Here is an 18,775-nt window from a genome sequence, read left to right on the forward strand (position 1 = left end):
TTATGGTCCCTCTGCCGCACCCGGAACAACCAAAAGTGATAGCGCAACCGGTTCCGGCCGTGCCAGCATGGGGGCTCAGCGAAAGTGCGCCGGGAGGGGACTGCAATGAAGGCCAACGAACTGCTGCTTGACGGGTTTGGCAGGATCCACGAGATCGTGGCCGCCACCCTCGAAGACATAGACCCGGAGCTGCTGGTCCGGCGGGTGGCGGACCAGGCAAACCCGATTGCGTGGCTGGTCTGGCACCTCAGCCGCGGGGAGGATGCCCAAATCGCCCCCGCCGCCGGCTTGGAGCAGGTGTGGACGTCGCAGGGCTTCGCCGGACGTTTTGGCCTGTCACTGCCCGTCCAGGACACCGGCTACGGGCACACGTCCAAGCAGGTCGACGCGGTTCAGGCCCCGCCTGAGTTGCTGCGGGACTATTACGACGCCGTCCACCGGCAGACGGTCGGGTTCCTGGAATCCCTCAGCGACGAGGAGCTCGACCGCGTCGTGGACACCCGCTGGAAGCCGCCGGTCACGCTCGGGGTACGGCTGGTCAGCATTCTCGCCGATTGCCTCCAGCACGCGGGACAGGCCGCGTACGTGAAAGGCGCCGTTACCGAGACCGGTTGAGCACCATCGCCGAACCGCCGCCACGTCGGACCGGCTCGGCGGCCGCGACCAGGCGCCCGCCCGGACCGAACTCGATCGCGGTTGCCGCGCCGATCTCCGCCGCCGAGGTGAACGCATCCCCGGACGGTGTGAACTGATGGCCGTACGGCGCCAGCCCGGTGCCGTACGCGGCGATGAACGACGGCTCGGCCGTGACCTCGGCCGTGTTCCGCTGTGACGCACGCGGTGCCGCAATCGCCTCGGAGATCGTCATGCCCAGATCCACCCGGTTCAGGATGGTCTGCAGCACTGTCGTAATGATGGTCGATCCGCCGGGGGAGCCGAGCGCGAGGAACGGCGCCCCGTCCTTCAGGATGATGGTCGGCGCCATCGAGGAGCGCGGACGCTTCCCCGGCTCGATCCGGTTCGGATCCTTGGGGTCGTACACGGTGGAGAAGTCGGTCATTTCGTTGTTGAGCAGGAACCCGCGGCCGGGCACCACCATGCCGGATCCGCCGGTCTGCTCGATCGTGAGGGTGTACTCCGCCACGTTGCCCCACTTGTCCGCGACCGTCAGATTCGTCGTCGAGATGTTCTCGGTGTCCTTCTCGTCGGCGGGTGCCACTGCGGCGGCCGGGCACACGCCGTCGTACGCTGACACATTTCCCGGTGCGACCGGCTTGGCCGCGGCATGCTGCGGGTCGATCCGGCAGGCGCGTTCCTTGCCGAAGAGCGGGTCGGTGAGAGCGGCTGTGGGCACGTCGACCTGCGCCGGGTCGCCGACGTACTTGCCGCGGTCGGCGAACGCCAGGGCACTGGCTTCCAGGTAGTGGTGCAGGGCGCCGGCCCGGGACATCCCGGAGAGATTGGACGGGTCCAGGATGTTCAGCGCCTCGCCGACCGTGGTACCGCCGCTGCTGGAGGGCGCCATGCCGTAGACGTCCAGGCCGCGGTAGTCCACGTGGGTGGGATCCTGGTCCAGCGCACGGTAGGCGGCGAGATCCGCCGTTGTCATGAATCCGGCCGGGACGGGCAGCTTGGTGCCGGCGGCCTTCGCCGGAGCCTGGACGGTGGCCGCGATTTCCGCAGCGAGCGGCCCGCTGTAGAAGCCGCGCGTGCCCTGCTTCGCGAGGAGCCGGTAAGTCGCGGCCAGGTCGTGGTTTTGGAAAATGCTGCCGACGGCGGGAGCGTCCCCGCCGGGCAGGTAGAGGTTGCTGGTCGCGGGGAATGCGGCGAAGCGGGCCTTGTTGTCGAGGGTCTGCTGCCGGAACGTTCCGTCCACGACGAAGCCTCGGGTGGCCACCTTGATGGCCGGTTTGAGGGCCTCGCCAAGCCCCAGGCTGCCCCAGCGCTCGAGTGCCCGTTCCCAGGTCGCGGGGGTGCCAGGGACGTCGACGGCGACGCCGCTGGTGACGAGCTCGGGGGTGAAGCGATAGGGCAGGCCCGTCGCCGGGTCAATGAACGCATCGTGCGGCATCCCGGCCGGAGCAGTCTCGCGTCCGTCAACTGTGCCGACCTTGCCGGTCTTTGCGTCGTAGTAGACGAAGTAGCCGCCGCCGCCGATGCCGGCGCTGTACGGCTCGGTCACGCCCAGGGTCGCGGCTGCGGCGACGGCGGCGTCTGCCGCGTTGCCGCCCTTGCGGAGCACCTCGATCGCGGCGGCCGAGGCCTCCGGGTCCACCGTGCTCACCGCGCCGCCGTAGCCGATGGCCGTCGCGGTCTTTTCAGTCTCGCGCGGTGCCGCGGAGGCGGGGCCGGCGACGGCGCCGCCCGCCACGCTCAGGGCCAGTGCCGCGGTGACGGCGGACAGTCGACGTCCTACATGTTGCATGGCTGCTCCCGGGCTAGCGTCGTGTGAACTGACAGTTTCTGTCACACTACCCGCGCCCGTTGTGACATTCAATGCAGCATCCTGTCACACCGGTGGCTGGCGGCCGCGGCTAGCCTGCCTCCCGCAGGTGCGCCAGGAGCGCGTCCAGGACCGGAAGCTGGCCGCGCACCAGCTTCGTGCGGGCCTCGGACTCGCTGAACCACGCGGCGTCGTCGATCTCCGGGTAGCTGCGGACGATGCCCGATCCCCTTGGCCACTCCAGCGAAAAGGTGTTGCTCACGATCCTTTCCGGCCGGAAGTCACATTCGGCGGCGAAGACGGTGACAAACTTGCCCGAAGCCTGCCGGAAGCTGCCCAGCGGGAAGTAATCGACGTCGGGCGGGGCGGTGCCGATTTCCTCCGCGAACTCGCGGCGCGCGGCCGCCAGTGCGTCTTCGTCTTCGGTGTATTCGCCCTTGGGGATGGACCAGGCCGCGGCATCCTTCCGCGCCCAGAACGGCCCGCCCATGTGTCCGATCCAGACTTCCAGCCGCGACTGCGGACCCCGCCGGTACAGCAGCAGGCCGGCACTCAGAACGCTCATGCGGCCTCCAGTCCACGGGCGGGTTCCGGACTATCTTCGGACGCGCGCGGTGCGAAGGCAAGCGCGGTCGGGCCCGGAACCGTGGAGGCATGGCTGCCGCGGCCCGGTTGCCAGGGGAGGTTGGAGCCCCCTAAAGCGCGGATACCGCCGACCGGACCGCCTCGGACATGGGTGTTGTGGGCCGGCCGATCAACGTGCGTAGCTGAGTCGTAGTGACGTGAAGGTCTCCTCGAGCGATCCCCAGGTCGGAGTCCGCAAGGATATCGGCGAAGTCCAACGGCACGCCGAATCCTGCCAGCATGGCGGCGTAGTCGGCCGCGGGCAGGTCCTGATATGCGATCGGCTGCCCGCTGGCCTCGGCGATCTCGCCGGCCAGTTCCGCCATAGAGAAGGCCTCGTCGCCGCCGAGTTCGTAGACTTTCCCGGCCTGGTCCTCGGCCATCAGGGCCGCAGCCGCTGCCTCGGCATAGTCGGCGCGCGCCGCGGCGCTAACCTTGCCGTCGCCGGCGCTTCCGGCGAACACGCCCTGTGCGAGCGTCCCCTGAAGCTGCTCGGTGTAGTTCTCCAGGTACCAGCCGTTGCGCAGGAGCACGTAGGGGAGTCCGGATTGCGCGAGCAGGGCCTCCGTCGCCTGGTGCTCGGCGGCCAGCTTCATGCCCGTGCTGTCCGCATTGGCGATGCTGGTGTAGGCGATCAGTCCGACGCTCTCGGCGACGGCGGCATCGATCACAGCGCGGTGCTGTCTCACCCGCCGGCCGACTTCACTCCCGGAAATCAGCAGCACCTTCGTGGCGCCCTTAAGGGCGTCGGTGACCGTGGCGGCGTCGTCGTAGTCCATGGCCCTAACCTGGAGGCCGCGGCCGGCGAACTCCGCCAGCCGTTCGACGGCACGTCCGGTGGCGACGATCTGCCCTGCGGGGACGCCGCGCTGCAGCAGGGATTCGATTACAAGGCGGCCAAGTTGTCCGGTGGCGCCGGTGACGACGATGCTCATGGGAAATTCCTTTCACGTGTTTGCTCTTCCGGGGTGGACAACCGGCCCGCAGCGGCAAAACTTCCCGGAAGAGAGTACGCACTTTCAGGTAAGGTACATACGTGACGGTTAGTTATGAATCATCCCGGTCCCCGCAGCCTCCGGAGAGCCCCGTATTTCCTGCCGGTTGCGCAAGCCGGACCCTGCTCGACCACGTGACGAGCAAGTGGGGGGTGCTGATTCTGATCGCATTGGCCGACGGGCAGCAGCGCTGGAGCGAATTGCGCCGCCGGGCCGAGGGCATCAGCGAAAAGATGCTGGCGCAGACGCTGAAGACGCTGGAGCGCGACGGCCTGGTGTACCGCGAGGCCCGGCCGACCATTCCGCCGCGGGTGGACTACAGCCTGACGCCGCGGGGCCGTGAACTCACCGACCACCTGCTGCCGCTCTTTGGCTGGGTGCAGGAGAACGCCGAGGAAATCATCGGCCAGTAGTGGGGCCCTGGCGCCCTGCTACCAGTTCTGTGGATCGTTCATGCTGCAGCCCTGGCTGCTGCACTGCCTCGCGCTGACCTGCCAGTCCGGCTGGCGCGCCGCCACGGGACGTACGTCTTTCCAGATCGGAACCACCCGTGAACCGCACGCCGGGCAGGGCGGCTCCATATGAGCGCGTCGTTGCGCCTTGTTCATGCTTCCCCCAAAAAACTCCGATGCCTACACCCAAATTTAGCCATAATTCCATCGAAGTTACAAACACCTTAGGAGCGTTCGGCCCAGTCCAGGACCCGCATGGCCCGCAGGGTGTTCCAGCGGCTCGGGCGGCCGTCACCCTCGTCCAGCGGGAAGTGGATCCGCCCCGGATGGCTGTTCTCAAGGTGCCAGGTCCCGTCGGGCTGCCGCTTGGACCGCACCACGCCCACTGCCTCGGCCGTCCGCTCATCCACGGCAGCCCCGGCGGCCCGGAGGTAGTCCAGGCCGCGGAGCACGTCGTAGTGCCAACGGACCGGGTGGGAGAATTGCAGCCACGCCGGGTCGATCAACCCGCCGGTGCTCTTGCGGCGGAGGAGGCCGCGTTCGAGCAGGTATTCCTCGCCGCGCCGCCGCGCCGCGGTGACCTCGGGAGTGCCGCCGGTTGCATGCCCGTACTCCAGCAGCCCTTCCAGGACGTTGATGGTGGTGTCGAAGGAGGATCGCGTGGACCCGCGTTCCGCCTCACAGTTCCAGCCACCGTCGTCGAGCTGTTCCCCCAGCAACCGCGTCACGACGCCATCGACGTCCTCGCCAAAGTAGGCACCGAGCGCGACGGTCATCCCATTGATGCAGGGCTCCACTTCGCCCTCGAAGAACGGCTGGCCGGCTTCCTCCCAGCGGCTGTTCTGCCGGACACGCGCGACGGCGTTGCGCGCTGCCTCGCTGCCGGGGTCGAGCCCGAACTCGCGGAGCAGCAGCAGGCTGTAGGTCGTCGCGGTCCAGGGCTGGCCCGGCTCGGATTCATCGAATGGCGCCGGGAAGTACGTGCCGCCGTCCCACTGCCCGTCGTCGGCCTGCAGCCCGAGCAGGCGGGCGCCCCACCCCTGCGCAGCGACGCGGGCCCGCTCGGCGGACAGTTCGTCCGCGCCCGCGCCCGTCAAGTCGCGCAGGGCCTGCCAGCGGATGGCGGGGTCGGAATCGAGCAGCCAGTCGAGGACGTCCATCCGGACAAGCTAGCACCACCTTCATCCGGCGGGGAAGGAACCCGGCGGGGGAGGAACCCGGCGGGGCCCTCAGTCGCCGTCGTCGTTGGACAGCCGGCGGAAATCCCTGGACAGGTAGAGCGCCAGCGCCGCCGAATTTCCGCTGTCCACCGTGACCGCCACCCGGGTGCGGCCCAAGGCATGCAGGGTGTGCAGGCAGTGGCCAAGCAGTTCCTCCGCCAGACCCTGCCGGCGATGGTCGGGGTGGGTAAAGAGTTCGGCGATCTCGCTGTCCCAGTCGCCCTCGCTGCCCGGGGCCGGCTCGGTGACGATGATGGCGGCCGCAAGTTGTCCGTCGGGGGCTGCTTTGACCGCGGATGCCTCCGGAACGTGCCGGCCGTGGGCTCCACCGAGCAGGGCGTCGATCCAGCCGACGGCGCGGTCCTCGGGCTGCGGCAGGCCGTCCGCATAGGAGTCCCGGTACATTACGGACAGCTCAGGGAGGTCGGCTGCCTGGATGGGCCGTATCGCGGTGCCCGGGCGGGCGCCCTCGCGTGGGCCGGTGGCCGCGGTCAGGATGATTAGGGGATTCACGGCAGCCCTGCTCTCTCTAGCAACCTCTTATAACGAGACACCCTTTGGGAGTCCCCTCCAGCTTGCACCCGCTTTATTGCGGCGGCGTTTCCGGATGGTGATATCCGGACGACGGGAAGGCCGTCGAAAGGTGAACAGTTCCTTTCCGGCCGGGTTACCCTGCTTGGCCGACGACGGCGGTGACGAAACCGGCCGGCGCGCCCCGCCGTCGGGTCTCTTTGCCGAAATTTCGGTGTTCCTCCATGGCAAGGCCGAAGGGCCGGAGGAACTCCACGGCGCGATCCCGTGCCGGGGGAGTGCTGTCGATTCCGAAGTCGAGGGGCTCGCCGGCAAAGGCTGCGGCGGCGCGGCCGTAGCGCATGTAGGGCGAGCGGGACGCAAGGGTCTGGGCGGCGAAATAGTCGAAACTGACCACACTGCCGGCGGCTCCACCGCCGATCCGGCGGAGCGTCGCCTCGACGGAAGCGCGGTCCAGGTACATGGTCACAGCCTCCCAGAGGAAGAACGCCGGCCGGTCGGGGTCGAAACCGGCGGCCAGGAGCATGCTCCACCAATCCTGCGCCCGGAGGTCGGCGGCGACGTAGCTCGCCAGCTGTGTGGACAGTCCGGCACGCTTCAGCATGCCGAGCTTGAAGGCCTGGGTCAGGGGCTTGTCCACCTCGAAGCAGCGCACGTGGTCGGCTCCGGAGAACCGGAAGGCGCGGGTGTCGAAGCCCGCCCCGAGGATGACCAGCTGGCCCACGCCGGGAAGATGGCGCTGGAGGGCAGCATCAAAAAAGCTCGTCCGTGCCGAATCCTGGTGCCTCAACGGCGCTTCGCCCTCGTAGGGGTAGCGGTAGACCCTGGGAACGTAGCCGGTCGCACCGTGGGCGGCGATCGTTGGGGCCGCGACCAGGCTGAAACCCGTCCGGGAAACGTTGGGCATGACCATCATGAGCCGCTCGGCCGGCTCATCATCCCTGGTGCCCAGCCGGTGCTGCATGAACCGCGTGTGGAGAGAAGCCAGCAGGGTGGCCGAGACTCCGGTCCGCCGGCTGTAGACCAGCAGCTTGGGCAGTGCCCAGAGGTAGCCCGCTGTCCCTGCCGGGAGCAGCGCCAGCTGGATCACCCGGAACAGGGCCGCCGCCGCAGGTCCCTGTGCCGGTCGCCGAGGCGGTGCCGGGTGCGTGCCGTTGGGCGCTCCATGCCGGACCCTCAGACGCAGGCGCCGGCCGAGGTTGTCGCGGAGTGTCTCAAACTTGCCAAGCTGGATCATGGCGGGCCTCCCTGATGTGCCCGACATCTTCCTCCCACGGGCCGTAACCGGCAAGGGGTGGCGGTTCCGGGGCGTGCAGCGGGTGATGGCTGAACCGATGCCGGGGCGGGTTTCCGCGGCGGAAACCGCCTGGTGATACGGAAACGGTCCGGCGCTACGGGAATCCCCATAGCGCCGGACCGTTTGCGCGTCGTACGTCCGGAACCGCAGCGCGGAAAAGCTCCCCGGAACTAGACCAGGGTCGCGGTGTCGATCACGAAGCGGTAGCGCACGTCGGAAGCCAGCACGCGCTCGTAGGCCTCGTTGATCTTCTCGGCCGGGATGACCTCGATCTCGGCGCCGAGGTGGTGTTCGGCGCAGAAGTCCAGCATTTCCTGGGTCTGGCGGATGCCGCCGATCATCGAGCCGGCGAAGGAGCGACGGCCGCCGATCAGGGCGAACGCGTTGACCGGCAGCGGCTCGGCCGGGGCGCCCACGTTGACCATGGTGCCGTCGAGGCGCAGCAACTGCAGGTAGGAGCTGATGTCGATCGAGGCGCTCACGGTGTTGATGATCAGGTCAAAGGTGCCGGCGAGCTCGGTGAAGGTATTCTCGTCGCTCGTGGCGAAGTAGTGGTCCGCGCCGAGGCGCAAGCCGTCTTCCTGCTTCTTGAGGGACTGCGAGAGGACCGTGACCTCGGCGCCCATGGCGTGGGCGATCTTGACAGCCATGTGTCCAAGCCCGCCGAGCCCGACGACGGCGACCTTCTTGCCGGGGCCGGCGTTCCAGTGGCGCAGCGGCGAGTAGGTGGTGATGCCGGCGCACAGCAGGGGAGCGGCGACGTCGAGCTCGATGCCCTCGGGGATCCTCACCACGAAGTCTTCGGTCACGACGACGTGGGTGGAATAGCCGCCCTGGGTGATCGTGCCGTCGCGGTCCACGGCGCCGTAGGTGCCGGTGTTGCCCTTGAGGCAGTACTGTTCCTCGCCGGCCTGGCAGTTGGCGCACTCGCCGCAGGAGTTCACCATGCAGCCGACGCCGACGCGGTCACCGACGGCGTGCTTGGTGACGGCCGAGCCGACCTCGGTCACGATGCCGGCGATCTCATGGCCGGGAGCGAGCGGGTAGCACTGCGGTCCCCAGTCGCCGCGGACCGTGTGGATGTCCGAGTGGCAGATCCCGGCGAACTTGATCTCGATCAGGACGTCGTGCGGGCCGACGTCGCGGCGTTCGATGGTGGTGGGGACGAGGTCCTCCGTGGCGGACGGGGCGGCGTAAGCGTTTACAGTAAGCATTCTTCTCCAGTAAGAGTCGGTTCGAAAGTCGCGGTCGTGGGGGAGAGGAGTAGGTCCAGGGGCTTGGGGGGCACCTCTGAACCTGCCGGCCCACGATGGCGCTGTGGCCGGACGGCATGCCGTCCGGGGCCACAGTATGAGCCAACACCCTGCCGGGGTGGATTGTTCCGAAGCGGGACACTTTTTCTGGTCCAGCTTTTGTCGCAGCTCCGGAAAGGCTGCTCCAGCGGCGAGGCGCTGGCTCACGGTTCCATTCAACTGCCTGCCGCGTCGGCGGGGGAGTCCCTGCTGGTACAGGTAGTGGCAGGGCCTCCCTCCCCGGCGCTGCTAGCCGGCCATGCCGGGGTGCACGCGGACGAATTCGATCTTGTTGCCCGGATCGACTCTCTTTTTGGGCGCACGGGAAAAGCCCTTGGCGTCCAAGTGGTTCTGCGCGCGGTACTCGGCGAGTGCGTCGTCGTAGGCCGCGTTCAGCTGCCGGCCGGTGACTTCTTCGGTGGAGCCGTCGGCGAAGGTGATGGTGATGGGCGTGCTGGCGGGGAAGTGCCGGTTCATCCGGATGAAGCCTTCGGCGTCCTGCTGGAGATTAATCAATGGGGTGCCACCTTTGTGATTGAGAAGTCCCAGTCTTCCGTAGTTTCCCCTCCCTCCGCGCCGCAGCCTAGGCGTTGAAGCGATACAGGGCAGGCAGGATGGGCCTGCAGAACTGCCGCCAGGCTCGGCGGGGGACAATGGAGGAGTGACTCCAACGCCCACTGCTCCCAACCCGGCGGACAAGCCCTTCGATCTCGGCTCCATTGGAACCGGTCTGGTCTTTGCCGCTTCCCTGGGCAAGCTCGCGGAGGCCCTGCAGGCGGGATCCCCGGCGGGCACGGCGGTGGTCGAGGCGCCCCCGGGTACGGGCAAGACCACCCTGGTCCCGCCGCTGCTGGCCAACCTTGCCCACGGCGCCGGTGTGCGCGCCCCGCGCATCGTGGTGACCCAGCCGCGCCGCGTCGCCGCGCGTTCCGCGGCCCGGCGCCTCGCCGCTTTGGACGGCAGCCCGCTGGGCGGGCGCGTCGGCTACACGGTCCGCGGCGACCGCCAGGCCGGCCCCGGCACCTGGATCGAGTTCGTCACTCCCGGCATCCTGTTGCGCCGCCTCCTCGCCGATCCCGGGCTGGAGGGCACCGATGCGGTGGTGCTCGATGAGGTCCACGAACGGGGACTGGAGACCGACCTGCTGCTCGGCATGCTCGCCGAGGTCCGGCAGCTGCGCGGGGACCTCACGCTCGTCGCCATGTCAGCCACCCTGGACGCGCCGCGCTTCGCCGCCCTGCTGGGGGACACGACGCCGCCGTCGGACACCTTGCCGGAGGGGCGCGGCGCAGGGGCCGGCGGGCACGACGGCGGCGGCGCGGCTCCCGTTGTGGGCTGTCCTTCCGCGCTGTACCCGCTCGAGGTCCAGTGGACGCCCGCCCCGGCCGCCCGCCTGGACGCCCGGGGAGTGACGCGCGCGTTCCTGGACCATGTGGCGGATACGGCCGCTGACGCCCACGCCGCGGCGCTCGCCGCCGGAGAGGACATCGATGCCCTGGTCTTCGTCCCGGGTGCGCGGGAGGTCTCCCACGTCGCCGCCCGGCTGCGCGGCCGGGTGACGGCAGAGGTGCTGGAGCTGCACGGCCAGGTGGGCCCGGCCACTCAGGACCGGGCCGTATCGGGCCGCAGCCCCGGCGAACCCGCTCGGATCATCGTCTCCACCGCGCTCGCCGAGTCCTCCGTGACGGTGCCGGGCGTACGCCTGGTGGTCGATTCCGGTCTCTCCCGCGAACCGCGGCGGGACGCGGGGCGCGGCATGACCGGCCTGGTGACCGTGTCCTGTTCCCGGGCCTCCGCCGAACAGCGCGCCGGACGGGCCGCCCGGCTGGGCCCCGGACGCGTGGTCCGCTGCTATGACCAGAAAAGCTACGGAGCCGCCCCTGCCCATCAGACCCCGGAGATTGCCGTCGCCGACCTGACGGGCGCAGCCTTGGTGCTGGCCTGCTGGGGCTCGCCGGGCGGCAGCGGGCTGGCACTCCCGGACGCCCCGCCCAGGGCTGCGATGGACGAGGCCGTTGAAGTGCTGCGCGAACTCGGCGCGGTGGGACCCGCGGGCCTGGCCACGGAGCTCGGCAAGACGCTGGCCCGGATTCCGGCGGATCCGCGGCTCGCCCGCGCCCTGCTGGACGGCGCCGCCGCCGTGGGGCACCGCACCGCGGCGGAGGCCGTCGCCGTCGTCGCCGGCGGACAACGCGCCCCCGGCGCCGACCTGCCCGGACTACTGAGCGCCCTGCGCTCCGGCAACGACCCGGGGTCCCGTCGCTGGGCGGACGACGTCCGGCGGATGGAGGCCATTGCCCGCCAGCCGCAGTCCGGCAGCGTGGCGTCGCTGCCGACGGCGCCCGCAGCCGGCACGGACGGCACCGGATTCGTCGTCGCCCTCGCGTTCCCGGACCGGGTGGCGCGCCGGGTCCCGGGACCGGGCGAGCGCTACTTGCTGTCCTCCGGAACCCGGGCCGGGCTCCCGGGCGGCAGCCGCCTGGCCGGCCACGAGTGGCTCGCCGTTGCCGAGGTTTCGCGCGCCGACGGGAAAGACGCGGCCGGAACCGGCGCGGTCATCCGGTCAGCCGCGCCGCTGACGGCGGAGGCCGCGGAGGACGCCGCGCGGCATTTGCTCAGCGACACCGTGGAGGCAGGATTCGGCCAGGGCCGGGTCACCGCCCGCCGGGAACGCCGCCTGGGCGCGATCATGCTCTCCTCGACGCCGGTGCGTCCGTCCGCGGCGGAAGGCCGCGCCGCGGTGGCGCGCGCCCTGGCGCAGGCAGGGCTGCAGACGATCGGCTGGTCGACGGCGGCAGACGCCTTGCGCCGGCGACTGGCCCTGCTGCACCGCGAACTGGGCGAACCCTGGCCGGACATGTCAGAGCCCGCCCTGCTGGCCCGCCTGGACGAGTGGCTGGCGCCGGAGCTCGAGGCCCTGGCCGCCGGTGCCGCAACGAGCGGCATCGGCCTGGCCGAACCGTTGCGGCGGCTGCTGCCCTGGCCCGAAGCGGGACGGCTGGGGGAGTTGGCTCCGGAGGCGCTGGAGGTACCCAGCGGCTCGCGGGTGCGGATCGATTACCCCGAGGCGGATGACGACGTCGGCCGGCCGGTGGTCGCGGTCAAGCTGCAGGAGTGCTTCGGCTGGGATCAGACGCCGCGGCTGGTGGATGGCCGCGTGCCGGTGTTGTTCCACCTGCTCTCGCCTGCCAGACGGCCGCTCGCGGTGACCGACGATCTGGCATCCTTCTGGTCCGGGCCCTACGCGCAGGTCCGGGCGGAGATGCGCGGCCGCTACCCGAAGCATCCCTGGCCTGAGGATCCCTGGACGGCACCCGCGACGGCCAGGGTCAAGAGCAGGATATGACGGCCGGGGCCGACCCCCGCAGCTCCGTCAAGCCCCGGGAAGACCGGGTTCATACGTCCCGGCGTTCCACTCCTGTCCTTGCGGGTCCAGCACCCGTGCCAGCACTGCACCGCCGAGGCGGACTTCCGCATGGACGACCCGGCCCCCGGCCCCGTCCTCGCGGCGGACGACCTCAAACCCGAGCCGCTCCATCCAGTCCAGCGCGGCAGGGGCATCCTGGTAGCTGAGGTAGGCGAAAAGCTTCGTCATCATGAGCGGATGCTGGTCCCGGGGCCCGCCGGTGGGCACCCTTGCTACCCGGCCTCGGCGCCCTCCCAGGCAACGTGGACCCAGCGCTGGCCCTCGCCGTCCCAGGATTCCGAATGGCCCAGCAGGGCCAGGTCCTGGAAGCTGACCTCGATCCCGTCGCGCTGAAGTTCGTCGCGGAGTTCGTGGGTGGCCTCCCGGACCGCTGTTGCCACTGCCTCGGGATTGCTGGATTCGACGCGCCGGGACGCTTCATATGGTTTGCTCATGGGCACCATCATTCAGCCTCGGAGCCGTTATGGGAACCATTGCCCGCAACCGGAACAACTGGGGATCAGCTGCCGATCAGCCGTTCGCCGTTGAACCAGCACACCGCCCGCAGCCAGTCGTCGTCGAGCCGTGGCTCCTTGTCGCGGAGCCGTTCGAGTGCCTCAAGCTGGTGCGCGTAGGGGTACGGGATGTTCGGGAAGTCGCTGCCGAGCACGATCCGGTCCGCAAATTCCGAGAGCCTCGGCAGCAGCCTGGCCGGGAACGGGGCCACCTCTTCAAAAAAGTCGGTAAACGCCATCGTGGTGTCGAGGTGGACGCGCGGGAACTTTTCGGCCAGGGCAAGGAATTCCCCGTATTCCGGCGTGCCCAGATGCGCGACGACGGCGGTGAGCCCGGGATGCCGGCGCAGCACGCCCTCAAGCTTGTCCGGGCCGGTGAACCCGGCCCTCGGCACCGGGCCGCTGCCCACATGCACCACCACGGGAACGGCCGCGTCCGCGAGGAGTCCCCAGACCGGGTCCAGGACCGGCTCGCGCAGGTCGAAACCGCCCACCTGGGCGTGGATCTTGAAGACGCGCGCGCCGCGGTGGAGGGCAGACTCGACCTGCCCCAGCACGCCGTCCTCCGGGTAGAACGTGGCGCTGGGCACGCAGTCCGGCTCAGCCGAGGCGAGGTCCAGGGCAAAGTCCGTGAGGTCCGCCGCCATCCCGGGCCGGTGCGCGTAGGTAAGGGCGGTGAAGCGTCGGACCCCCAATTGCCGGAGCCGGGCCAACCTGCTGTCCTGGTCCGTGCGGTAGGTGATCGGCCAGGGCCTGCCCACCAGCGGTCCGGCCTCATCGAAATGCGCCCAGACCCGCCGCAGCATCCGCTCGGGGAGGAAATGCGTGTGGATGTCGATCAGCCCCGGCAACCCCAGCCGCTGCCACCACGCGGGGACGTCGCCGTCGCCCAGTGATCCCGGCCGGCCGGTGCGGGTGCCCGGCACCTCCGTCCCTTTCACCGGGCGCCCTCGGAGGCCGGGTCGGCGCTGTGCAGCCGGATGAAATCCGCCACCGCGGCCGCAAGGCCCGCCCCGATCTCTTCCGGCGACCGCTTCGCCCCGGCCACGGCGAAGGTATGGTCCCCGCCCTCACGCCACTGCAGCGTCGCGGCCGGGCCGAGGCGCTCCACCACGGACTCCAGCAGCCCGCGGGTGGCGAAGGTGTCCCTGGTGCCCTGGAGGAACAGCATCGGCACGGTGAGCCCGTAGAGGTGTCCGTCACGCAGTTTCTCCGGTTTGCCCGGCGGATGCAGCGGATAGCCGAGGTACACCAGACCGGCCGCGGGCATGCCCTCCGCGACCGCCATCGACGCCATCCGGCCGCCGAAGGACTTCCCGGCGGCCCAGAGCGGTTCGCCCTCGGAACGGGCAGCGGCCGCGGCCATCGCCGCCCGCCAGGCCGCGATGGCCACCGGCGGCCGGTCCGGGAACTTCCGGCCCGCCTCGCGGTACGGGAAGTTGAACCGCAGCGTTGCGACGCCGTCGTCGTTCAAGGTCGCGGTGAAACCCCGAAGGAACGGGTGCTCCATCCCGGCCCCTGCGCCGTGGGCGACGACAAGAGTCGCGGCGGGTCTCGGCGGCCTGGCGTAGATCCCGGATACTGCCGTGCCGTCGACGTCGATGGTCAGCGGGAGTTCAGCGGCGGCCATGCAGGAGTCCCCGCAGTGACACAGCCCGCAGCATCAAACCAACAGCGCAGACCACCGGTGCCAGGCCGAGCAGCACCGCGACCGGGTTGGGCCGGAACACGACGCGGCCGCCCCGGCTGCGGGCATAAACGCCAAGCGGCAGGACGAAGCCGCCGCCCCCGCCGCCGGACCCCGCGGGAGCGTCCTCGGAGGCCGGGGCGCTCCCGCCGCCGAACCCGAACGACACCAGCGCCACGGGGATCAGTTCCTCGCCGTCGAGCTGCACGGGAGCGCCGTACGCCCGGGACACCCCCACGTTCTTGAACGCGTCCACGAGGGACGAAAATGCCTCAGCCATGTCTGCCACCCTAATCACCGGCCGCGGCGAGCACCAGAGCGGCCCGCCGACCGTTGCCGAAGCGCGCGATTCCGGGACGTCCGGCCCCTGTTCGGGCGTCCCGGTTGCCAATAGATTGGGGCTGGGGCAAGCCACCGGCTGAGAGGAAAGAACCATGTCGACTACTGCTGGAGCCGCGTCGCGGCTGGCCGCTGCGCTGGCCATCGTGCTCGGTACCACGGACATTCCGCTCCGGCTGCGCGCCTGGGACGGTTCGGAAGCCGGACCGGAGGGCGCCCCGCTGCTGGTGTTCCACTCACGCCGGGCGCTGCGGCGGATCCTCTTCTCGCCCGGCCAGCTGGGCCTGAGCCGGGCCTACGTCGCCGGCGAGATTGAGGCGCCCGGCGACATCTTTGCCAGTTTCGCCGCCCTCAGCTCGGCGGGGAAATTCGCCGAGCCCGGGCCGTTCCGGCGCCCCACCGTCCGGGAACTGGGGACCCTGGCCGCGGCCGCGGTGCGGCTCGGCGCGCTGGGACCGAACCCGGCCCCGCCCCCCGAGGAGGCCCGCGTGGCGCGCAAGGGCCGGCGGCATTCCCGCAGGCGCGACGCCGCCGCCATCTCGCACCACTACGACGTCGGGAACAGCTTCTACGCCCTCGTGCTTGGCCCGTCCCTGGTTTACTCCTGCGCGGTCTGGGACACTCCCGGGACGGGCCTGGACGCGGCGCAGGAAGCAAAACTTGATCTGGTCTGCCGCAAGCTCGGACTCCGGCCAGGCATGCGGGTGCTGGACGTTGGCTGCGGCTGGGGCAGCTTCGCCATCCACGCCGCTGAACGCTACGGGGCCGACGTCGTCGGCGTCACCCTGTCCGCCGAGCAGGCGGAACTGGCACGGAAACGGGTGGCGGAAGCAGGGCTGACGGACCGGGTCGAGATCCGGATCCAGGACTACCGCGACGTGTCGGACGGACCGTTCGATGCGATCAGCTCCATCGGCATGTCCGAGCATGTGGGCCGCGAACAGATCGGCCACTACGCCTCCCGGCTGCACGGGTTGCTCCGCCCCGGCGGCCGGCTGCTGAACCACGCCATCTCCTGGAACGCCGGACCGACCGACCCCGATCCGAACTCCTTCATCCCGCGTTACGTCTTCCCGGACGGCGAGATGCTCAGCCTCACCGAGATGATCGGCGCCCTGGAGGCCAGCGGCCTGGAAGTGCTCGACGTCGAGGCGTTGCGCCCGCACTACGCGCTGACCCTGCGGGCATGGGTGCAGAACCTGGAACGCCACTGGGACGAGGCCGTTCGGGCCAGCAGTCCGGGCCGGGCCCGGGTCTGGCGGCTCTATATGGCCGCCAGTGCGCTGGGATTCGAGGCCGGAACCACGGGAGTGAACCAAGTCCTGGTGCAGCGCGCCGGTGGCGCCGAACCCCCGCTGCGCCGGACCGCCTGGCTCTGATGACACCCGGACCGGCCGCCGCCGTCGCGGAGGGGCTCTCCGCAGCGGAGGCAGCCCGGCGGCTGGCGGCCGAGGGGCCGAACGAGCTTCCGACAGCGAAGCCGCGCAATCTCCTGCAGCAGAGCTGGGCCGTGATCCGCCAGCCCATGTTGCTCCTGCTGCTGGTCGCCGGGACCGTGAACTTCCTGCTGGCCGAACTGCTCGACGGCGTGCTGCTGATGTCCTTCGTCGTGGTGGTGATCGGTATTTCCATCTATCAGGAGCGCAAGACCGAGAACGCCCTCGCAGCCCTCCGGGATTTGTCCTCCCCGCGCGCACTCGTGGTCCGCGACGGGGAGCAGATACGCATCCCCGGGCGCGAGGTGGTGCGCGGGGACCTCGCCGTGCTCGCCGAAGGGGACCGGGTGCCGGCCGACGCGGTGCTGCTGGAGGCCCGCAACTTCGCGGCGGACGAATCCGCCCTGACCGGGGAGTCGGTCCCGGTCCGCAAGGTACCGGACGCGGCCCTTGCCGCGGCGGAGGCGCTGGGCCGGCCAGGCGGGGACGCGACGCCCTGGATCTTCTCCGGCACCCTGGTGGTGAAGGGCCACGGCCTGGCGCTGGTCAAGGCGACGGGAGCGGGCACCGAACTGGGCCGCATCGGCTCGGCCCTGCGCTCCATCGAACAGGAACCCACCCCGCTGCAACGGGAAATCGACCGGCTGGTCCGGTATGTGGCCGTGTTCGGCCTGGCGGCCGCCGCCGTCGTCGTGGTCGTGTACGGGCTGACCCGGGGGAACTGGCTGGAAGGACTGCTGGCCGGCATCGCGACCGCGATGGCGATGCTGCCCGAGGAGTTCCCGGTGGTGCTGACCGTGTTCCTGGCCCTCGGCGCGTGGCGGATGTCGCAAAAGCATGTGCTGACCCGGCGCTCGCCGGTGATCGAGGCCCTGGGTGCGGCGACCGTCATCTGCGTAGACAAGACCGGTACCCTGACCCTGAACAGCATGACCGTGCGCCAGCTGGTGGTCGGGGGACAGAGCTTCACCGTCGACGACCGGCCGCTGCCGGAGGCCTTCCACGCGATCGCGGAGTTCGGTGTGCTCGCCTCCCCGGTGGATCCTTTCGATCCGATGGACAAGGCCTTCAAAGCGGTGGGCGCGAAGTACCTCGGCGACAGCGAACACCTGCACGCCGACTGGGAACTGGTGCGGGAGTACCCGCTCTCCGAAAGCCTGCTGGCCCTCTCGCACGTCTGGCGCGCCGCCGACGGAAACCGCTACGTCGTGGCCGCCAAGGGTGCCCCGGAGGCGATTGCCAGGCTGTGCCGCCTGAACCCGGCCCAGCTTGCGGTCCTGACCGCCGAAGTCGAGACGGCCACCGCCGGCGGCCAACGGGTCCTCGCCGTGGCGCGCGCCGTGTTCGACCGGGCCGGGAGCCTGCCGGAATTCCAGCGTGATTTCGACTTTGAGTACCTCGGCCTCGTGGGCCTGAACGACCCGTTGCGGCCCGGCGCGGCCGACGCCGTCGCGGCCTGCGCGCGGGCGGGGGTCCGGACCGTGATGATCACCGGGGACTATCCCGGAACGGCTTTGGCGATCGCCCGCGAGATCGGCCTGGACCACGGCGCGGGCGTCATCACAGGCCCCGAGCTCGGGGCCATGGCGGATGATGAGCTGGCCCGGCGCATCCGGACCGTCAGTGTGTTCGCAAGGATGGTGCCGGAGCAGAAACTCCGGCTGATCCGTGCCCTCAAGGTCAACGGCGAGGTGGTCGGCATGACCGGCGACGGCGTCAACGACGCTCCGGCCCTGCGCGCGGCGGACATTGGCATCGCGATGGGCGCGCGCGGCACCGATGTGGCCCGCGAATCCGCGGACCTGGTCATCACCGACGACGATTTCAGTTCCATCGCGGGCGGCATCCGCCAGGGCCGCGGGATCTTCGACAACCTGCGCAAGGCGCTCGCGTACACCATCGCCGTCCACGTCCCGATCGTCGGCATGTCCCTGCTGCCGGTTTTCGTCAGCGAGTGGCCGCTGGTGCTGCTGCCGGTCCAGATCGCGTTCCTGGAACTCATCATCGACCCGGCGTGCTCCGTGGTCTTCGAAGCCGAGGAGATCGACCCGGCGATCATGGACCAGCCGCCGCGCAAGGCCGGCCAGGGCATCTTCGGCCGCCGGGTCCTGGTCATCGCCGCCTGCCAGGGGCTCGCCGTGCTGGCGGCCGTCGTCGGCGTCTACCTCTGGAGCATCGGCAGCGGGAAGGCGGACGACGTCGTCCGTTCGGTCTCCTTCGCCACCCTGGTCATCGGCAACCTGTCGCTGATCCTGGTGAACCGGTCCTGGCGGTTGCCGGTCTGGCGGACGTTCCGCGAGCGCCGGAACCGGACGTTGAAGTGGGTGGTCGGCGGTGCGGCGCTGTTCCTGGTGGTGCTGCTGAGCGTCCCGGGGCTGCGCGGCGCCTTCGACCTGGGGCCGCTGGGGCCGGGGGACTGGCTGCTGGCGCTCGTGGCCGGGGCCGCCGGGGTGGTCTGGTTCGAAATCTACAAGACCGTCCGCCGGCCCTGACGCTGCCTCCTTTCCTTGGACAGCGCCCCGGGGTAGCTTGATCCTC

At 70.1% G+C, this 18,775-nt stretch carries 19 protein-coding genes; 5 read left to right on the forward strand and 14 right to left on the reverse strand.

The window, feature by feature from the left end; all coding sequences use genetic code 11:
* Window positions 1-105 precede the first annotated feature (105 nt).
* Complete coding sequence (locus AC1DBL_RS11635) at window positions 106-615, forward strand: mycothiol transferase (RefSeq protein ID WP_476926149.1); 510 nt, start codon at window positions 106-108, stop codon at window positions 613-615.
* Here AC1DBL_RS11635 and ggt read toward each other — a convergent pair.
* The 3 genes from ggt to AC1DBL_RS11650 all read right to left on the reverse strand — a co-directional run bounded on the left by ggt (window position 599) and on the right by AC1DBL_RS11650 (window position 4,002).
* Window positions 599-2,425 carry a gamma-glutamyltransferase gene (ggt, locus tag AC1DBL_RS11640; protein ID WP_476926150.1) on the reverse strand — a complete coding sequence of 609 codons (1,827 nt, stop codon included), beginning with the start codon at window positions 2,423-2,425 and terminating at the stop codon, window positions 599-601. The two genes, AC1DBL_RS11635 and ggt, sit on opposite strands and share 17 nt — an antisense overlap.
* 109 nt (window positions 2,426-2,534) lie before the next feature.
* Complete coding sequence (locus tag AC1DBL_RS11645) at window positions 2,535-3,008, reverse strand: NUDIX hydrolase (protein WP_476909433.1); 474 nt, start codon at window positions 3,006-3,008, stop codon at window positions 2,535-2,537.
* Window positions 3,009-3,138: 130 nt separating this feature from the next.
* The gene (locus tag AC1DBL_RS11650) at window positions 3,139-4,002 is read right to left on the reverse strand and encodes an SDR family oxidoreductase (protein ID WP_441418622.1); all 864 of its coding nucleotides are present in this window, start codon (window positions 4,000-4,002) and stop codon (window positions 3,139-3,141) included.
* Window positions 4,003-4,103: 101 nt separating this feature from the next.
* On the opposite strand from AC1DBL_RS11650, the gene AC1DBL_RS11655 reads away from it, so the two are divergent.
* Window positions 4,104-4,475 (forward strand): winged helix-turn-helix transcriptional regulator, encoded by a 372-nt coding sequence (locus AC1DBL_RS11655; protein WP_441418623.1) that lies wholly within the window; start codon window positions 4,104-4,106, stop codon window positions 4,473-4,475.
* Window positions 4,476-4,493: 18 nt separating this feature from the next.
* Here the strand turns inward: AC1DBL_RS11655 and AC1DBL_RS11660 are convergent, their stop codons facing one another.
* From AC1DBL_RS11660 to AC1DBL_RS11685, 6 genes are all read right to left on the reverse strand, one after another.
* Window positions 4,494-4,670: a DUF7340 domain-containing protein gene (locus AC1DBL_RS11660; RefSeq protein WP_476916680.1), complete on the reverse strand. Its 177-nt coding sequence runs from the start codon at window positions 4,668-4,670 to the stop codon at window positions 4,494-4,496.
* Between the two features lie 68 nt (window positions 4,671-4,738).
* On the reverse strand, window positions 4,739-5,674 hold the full coding sequence (locus AC1DBL_RS11665) for a prenyltransferase/squalene oxidase repeat-containing protein (RefSeq protein WP_441418625.1): 936 nt from the start codon (window positions 5,672-5,674) through the stop codon (window positions 4,739-4,741).
* Window positions 5,675-5,743: 69 nt separating this feature from the next.
* Entirely contained in the window at window positions 5,744-6,247 is a 504-nt protein-coding gene (locus tag AC1DBL_RS11670; RefSeq protein WP_441418626.1) for a GNAT family N-acetyltransferase, read from the reverse strand.
* 154 nt (window positions 6,248-6,401) lie between these two features.
* The gene (locus AC1DBL_RS11675; RefSeq protein WP_476926151.1) at window positions 6,402-7,502 is read right to left on the reverse strand and encodes a class I SAM-dependent methyltransferase; all 1,101 of its coding nucleotides are present in this window, start codon (window positions 7,500-7,502) and stop codon (window positions 6,402-6,404) included.
* Between the two features lie 230 nt (window positions 7,503-7,732).
* The gene (locus AC1DBL_RS11680; protein WP_476926152.1) at window positions 7,733-8,776 is read right to left on the reverse strand and encodes an NAD(P)-dependent alcohol dehydrogenase; all 1,044 of its coding nucleotides are present in this window, start codon (window positions 8,774-8,776) and stop codon (window positions 7,733-7,735) included.
* Between the two features lie 327 nt (window positions 8,777-9,103).
* Complete coding sequence (locus AC1DBL_RS11685; RefSeq protein WP_476926153.1) at window positions 9,104-9,370, reverse strand: hypothetical protein; 267 nt, start codon at window positions 9,368-9,370, stop codon at window positions 9,104-9,106.
* Between the two features lie 145 nt (window positions 9,371-9,515).
* Between AC1DBL_RS11685 and AC1DBL_RS11690 the strand changes: the two genes are divergently transcribed.
* On the forward strand, window positions 9,516-12,200 hold the full coding sequence (locus AC1DBL_RS11690; RefSeq protein ID WP_476926154.1) for an ATP-dependent RNA helicase: 2,685 nt from the start codon (window positions 9,516-9,518) through the stop codon (window positions 12,198-12,200).
* A gap of 27 nt (window positions 12,201-12,227) precedes the next feature.
* Here the strand turns inward: AC1DBL_RS11690 and AC1DBL_RS11695 are convergent, their stop codons facing one another.
* The 5 genes from AC1DBL_RS11695 to AC1DBL_RS11715 form a co-directional block, all read right to left on the reverse strand.
* On the reverse strand, window positions 12,228-12,452 hold the full coding sequence (locus AC1DBL_RS11695; RefSeq protein ID WP_476909427.1) for a VOC family protein: 225 nt from the start codon (window positions 12,450-12,452) through the stop codon (window positions 12,228-12,230).
* A 41-nt stretch (window positions 12,453-12,493) separates the two neighbouring features.
* Entirely contained in the window at window positions 12,494-12,715 is a 222-nt protein-coding gene (locus AC1DBL_RS11700) for a hypothetical protein (RefSeq protein WP_441418631.1), read from the reverse strand.
* Window positions 12,716-12,780: 65 nt separating this feature from the next.
* The gene (locus AC1DBL_RS11705; RefSeq protein WP_476926155.1) at window positions 12,781-13,701 is read right to left on the reverse strand and encodes an amidohydrolase family protein; all 921 of its coding nucleotides are present in this window, start codon (window positions 13,699-13,701) and stop codon (window positions 12,781-12,783) included.
* Between the two features lie 11 nt (window positions 13,702-13,712).
* The gene (locus AC1DBL_RS11710) at window positions 13,713-14,405 is read right to left on the reverse strand and encodes an alpha/beta hydrolase family protein (protein ID WP_476926156.1); all 693 of its coding nucleotides are present in this window, start codon (window positions 14,403-14,405) and stop codon (window positions 13,713-13,715) included.
* Entirely contained in the window at window positions 14,392-14,742 is a 351-nt protein-coding gene (locus AC1DBL_RS11715; RefSeq protein ID WP_441418634.1) for a hypothetical protein, read from the reverse strand. Before AC1DBL_RS11715 ends, AC1DBL_RS11710 begins: the two co-directional genes overlap by 14 nt.
* Window positions 14,743-14,896: 154 nt before the next feature.
* Here AC1DBL_RS11715 and AC1DBL_RS11720 point away from each other — a divergent pair, with 154 nt between their 5' ends.
* Together AC1DBL_RS11720 and AC1DBL_RS11725 are read left to right on the forward strand one after the other, a co-directional pair.
* Window positions 14,897-16,180, forward strand: a complete 1,284-nt coding sequence (locus AC1DBL_RS11720; RefSeq protein ID WP_441418635.1) for a class I SAM-dependent methyltransferase — start codon at window positions 14,897-14,899, stop codon at window positions 16,178-16,180.
* Window positions 16,180-18,729 carry a cation-translocating P-type ATPase gene (locus AC1DBL_RS11725; protein WP_476926157.1) on the forward strand — a complete coding sequence of 850 codons (2,550 nt, stop codon included), beginning with the start codon at window positions 16,180-16,182 and terminating at the stop codon, window positions 18,727-18,729. Before AC1DBL_RS11720 ends, AC1DBL_RS11725 begins: the two co-directional genes overlap by 1 nt.
* Window positions 18,730-18,775: the final 46 nt, after the last annotated feature.

The sequence above is a fragment of the Arthrobacter sp. 10T44 genome (assembly GCF_056393885.1).

Excerpts from the sequence above, each read along its gene's own strand:
- AC1DBL_RS11645 (WP_476909433.1), bottom strand. The coding sequence starts at position 3,008 with ATGAGCGTTCTGAGTGCCGGCCTGCTGCTGTACCGGCGGGGTCCGCAG.
- AC1DBL_RS11695 (WP_476909427.1), bottom strand. The coding sequence starts at position 12,452 with ATGATGACGAAGCTTTTCGCCTACCTCAGCTACCAGGATGCCCCTGCC.
- AC1DBL_RS11660 (WP_476916680.1), bottom strand. The coding sequence starts at position 4,670 with ATGAACAAGGCGCAACGACGCGCTCATATGGAGCCGCCCTGCCCGGCG.
- AC1DBL_RS11710 (WP_476926156.1), bottom strand. The coding sequence starts at position 14,405 with ATGGCCGCCGCTGAACTCCCGCTGACCATCGACGTCGACGGCACGGCA.
- AC1DBL_RS11675 (WP_476926151.1), bottom strand. The coding sequence starts at position 7,502 with ATGATCCAGCTTGGCAAGTTTGAGACACTCCGCGACAACCTCGGCCGG.
- AC1DBL_RS11680 (WP_476926152.1), bottom strand. The coding sequence starts at position 8,776 with ATGCTTACTGTAAACGCTTACGCCGCCCCGTCCGCCACGGAGGACCTC.
- AC1DBL_RS11715 (WP_441418634.1), bottom strand. The coding sequence starts at position 14,742 with ATGGCTGAGGCATTTTCGTCCCTCGTGGACGCGTTCAAGAACGTGGGG.
- AC1DBL_RS11665 (WP_441418625.1), bottom strand. The coding sequence starts at position 5,674 with ATGGACGTCCTCGACTGGCTGCTCGATTCCGACCCCGCCATCCGCTGG.
- AC1DBL_RS11720 (WP_441418635.1), top strand. The coding sequence starts at position 14,897 with ATGTCGACTACTGCTGGAGCCGCGTCGCGGCTGGCCGCTGCGCTGGCC.
- AC1DBL_RS11635 (WP_476926149.1), top strand. The coding sequence starts at position 106 with ATGAAGGCCAACGAACTGCTGCTTGACGGGTTTGGCAGGATCCACGAG.
- AC1DBL_RS11650 (WP_441418622.1), bottom strand. The coding sequence starts at position 4,002 with ATGAGCATCGTCGTCACCGGCGCCACCGGACAACTTGGCCGCCTTGTA.
- AC1DBL_RS11725 (WP_476926157.1), top strand. The coding sequence starts at position 16,180 with ATGACACCCGGACCGGCCGCCGCCGTCGCGGAGGGGCTCTCCGCAGCG.
- AC1DBL_RS11700 (WP_441418631.1), bottom strand. The coding sequence starts at position 12,715 with ATGAGCAAACCATATGAAGCGTCCCGGCGCGTCGAATCCAGCAATCCC.
- ggt (WP_476926150.1), bottom strand. The coding sequence starts at position 2,425 with ATGCAACATGTAGGACGTCGACTGTCCGCCGTCACCGCGGCACTGGCC.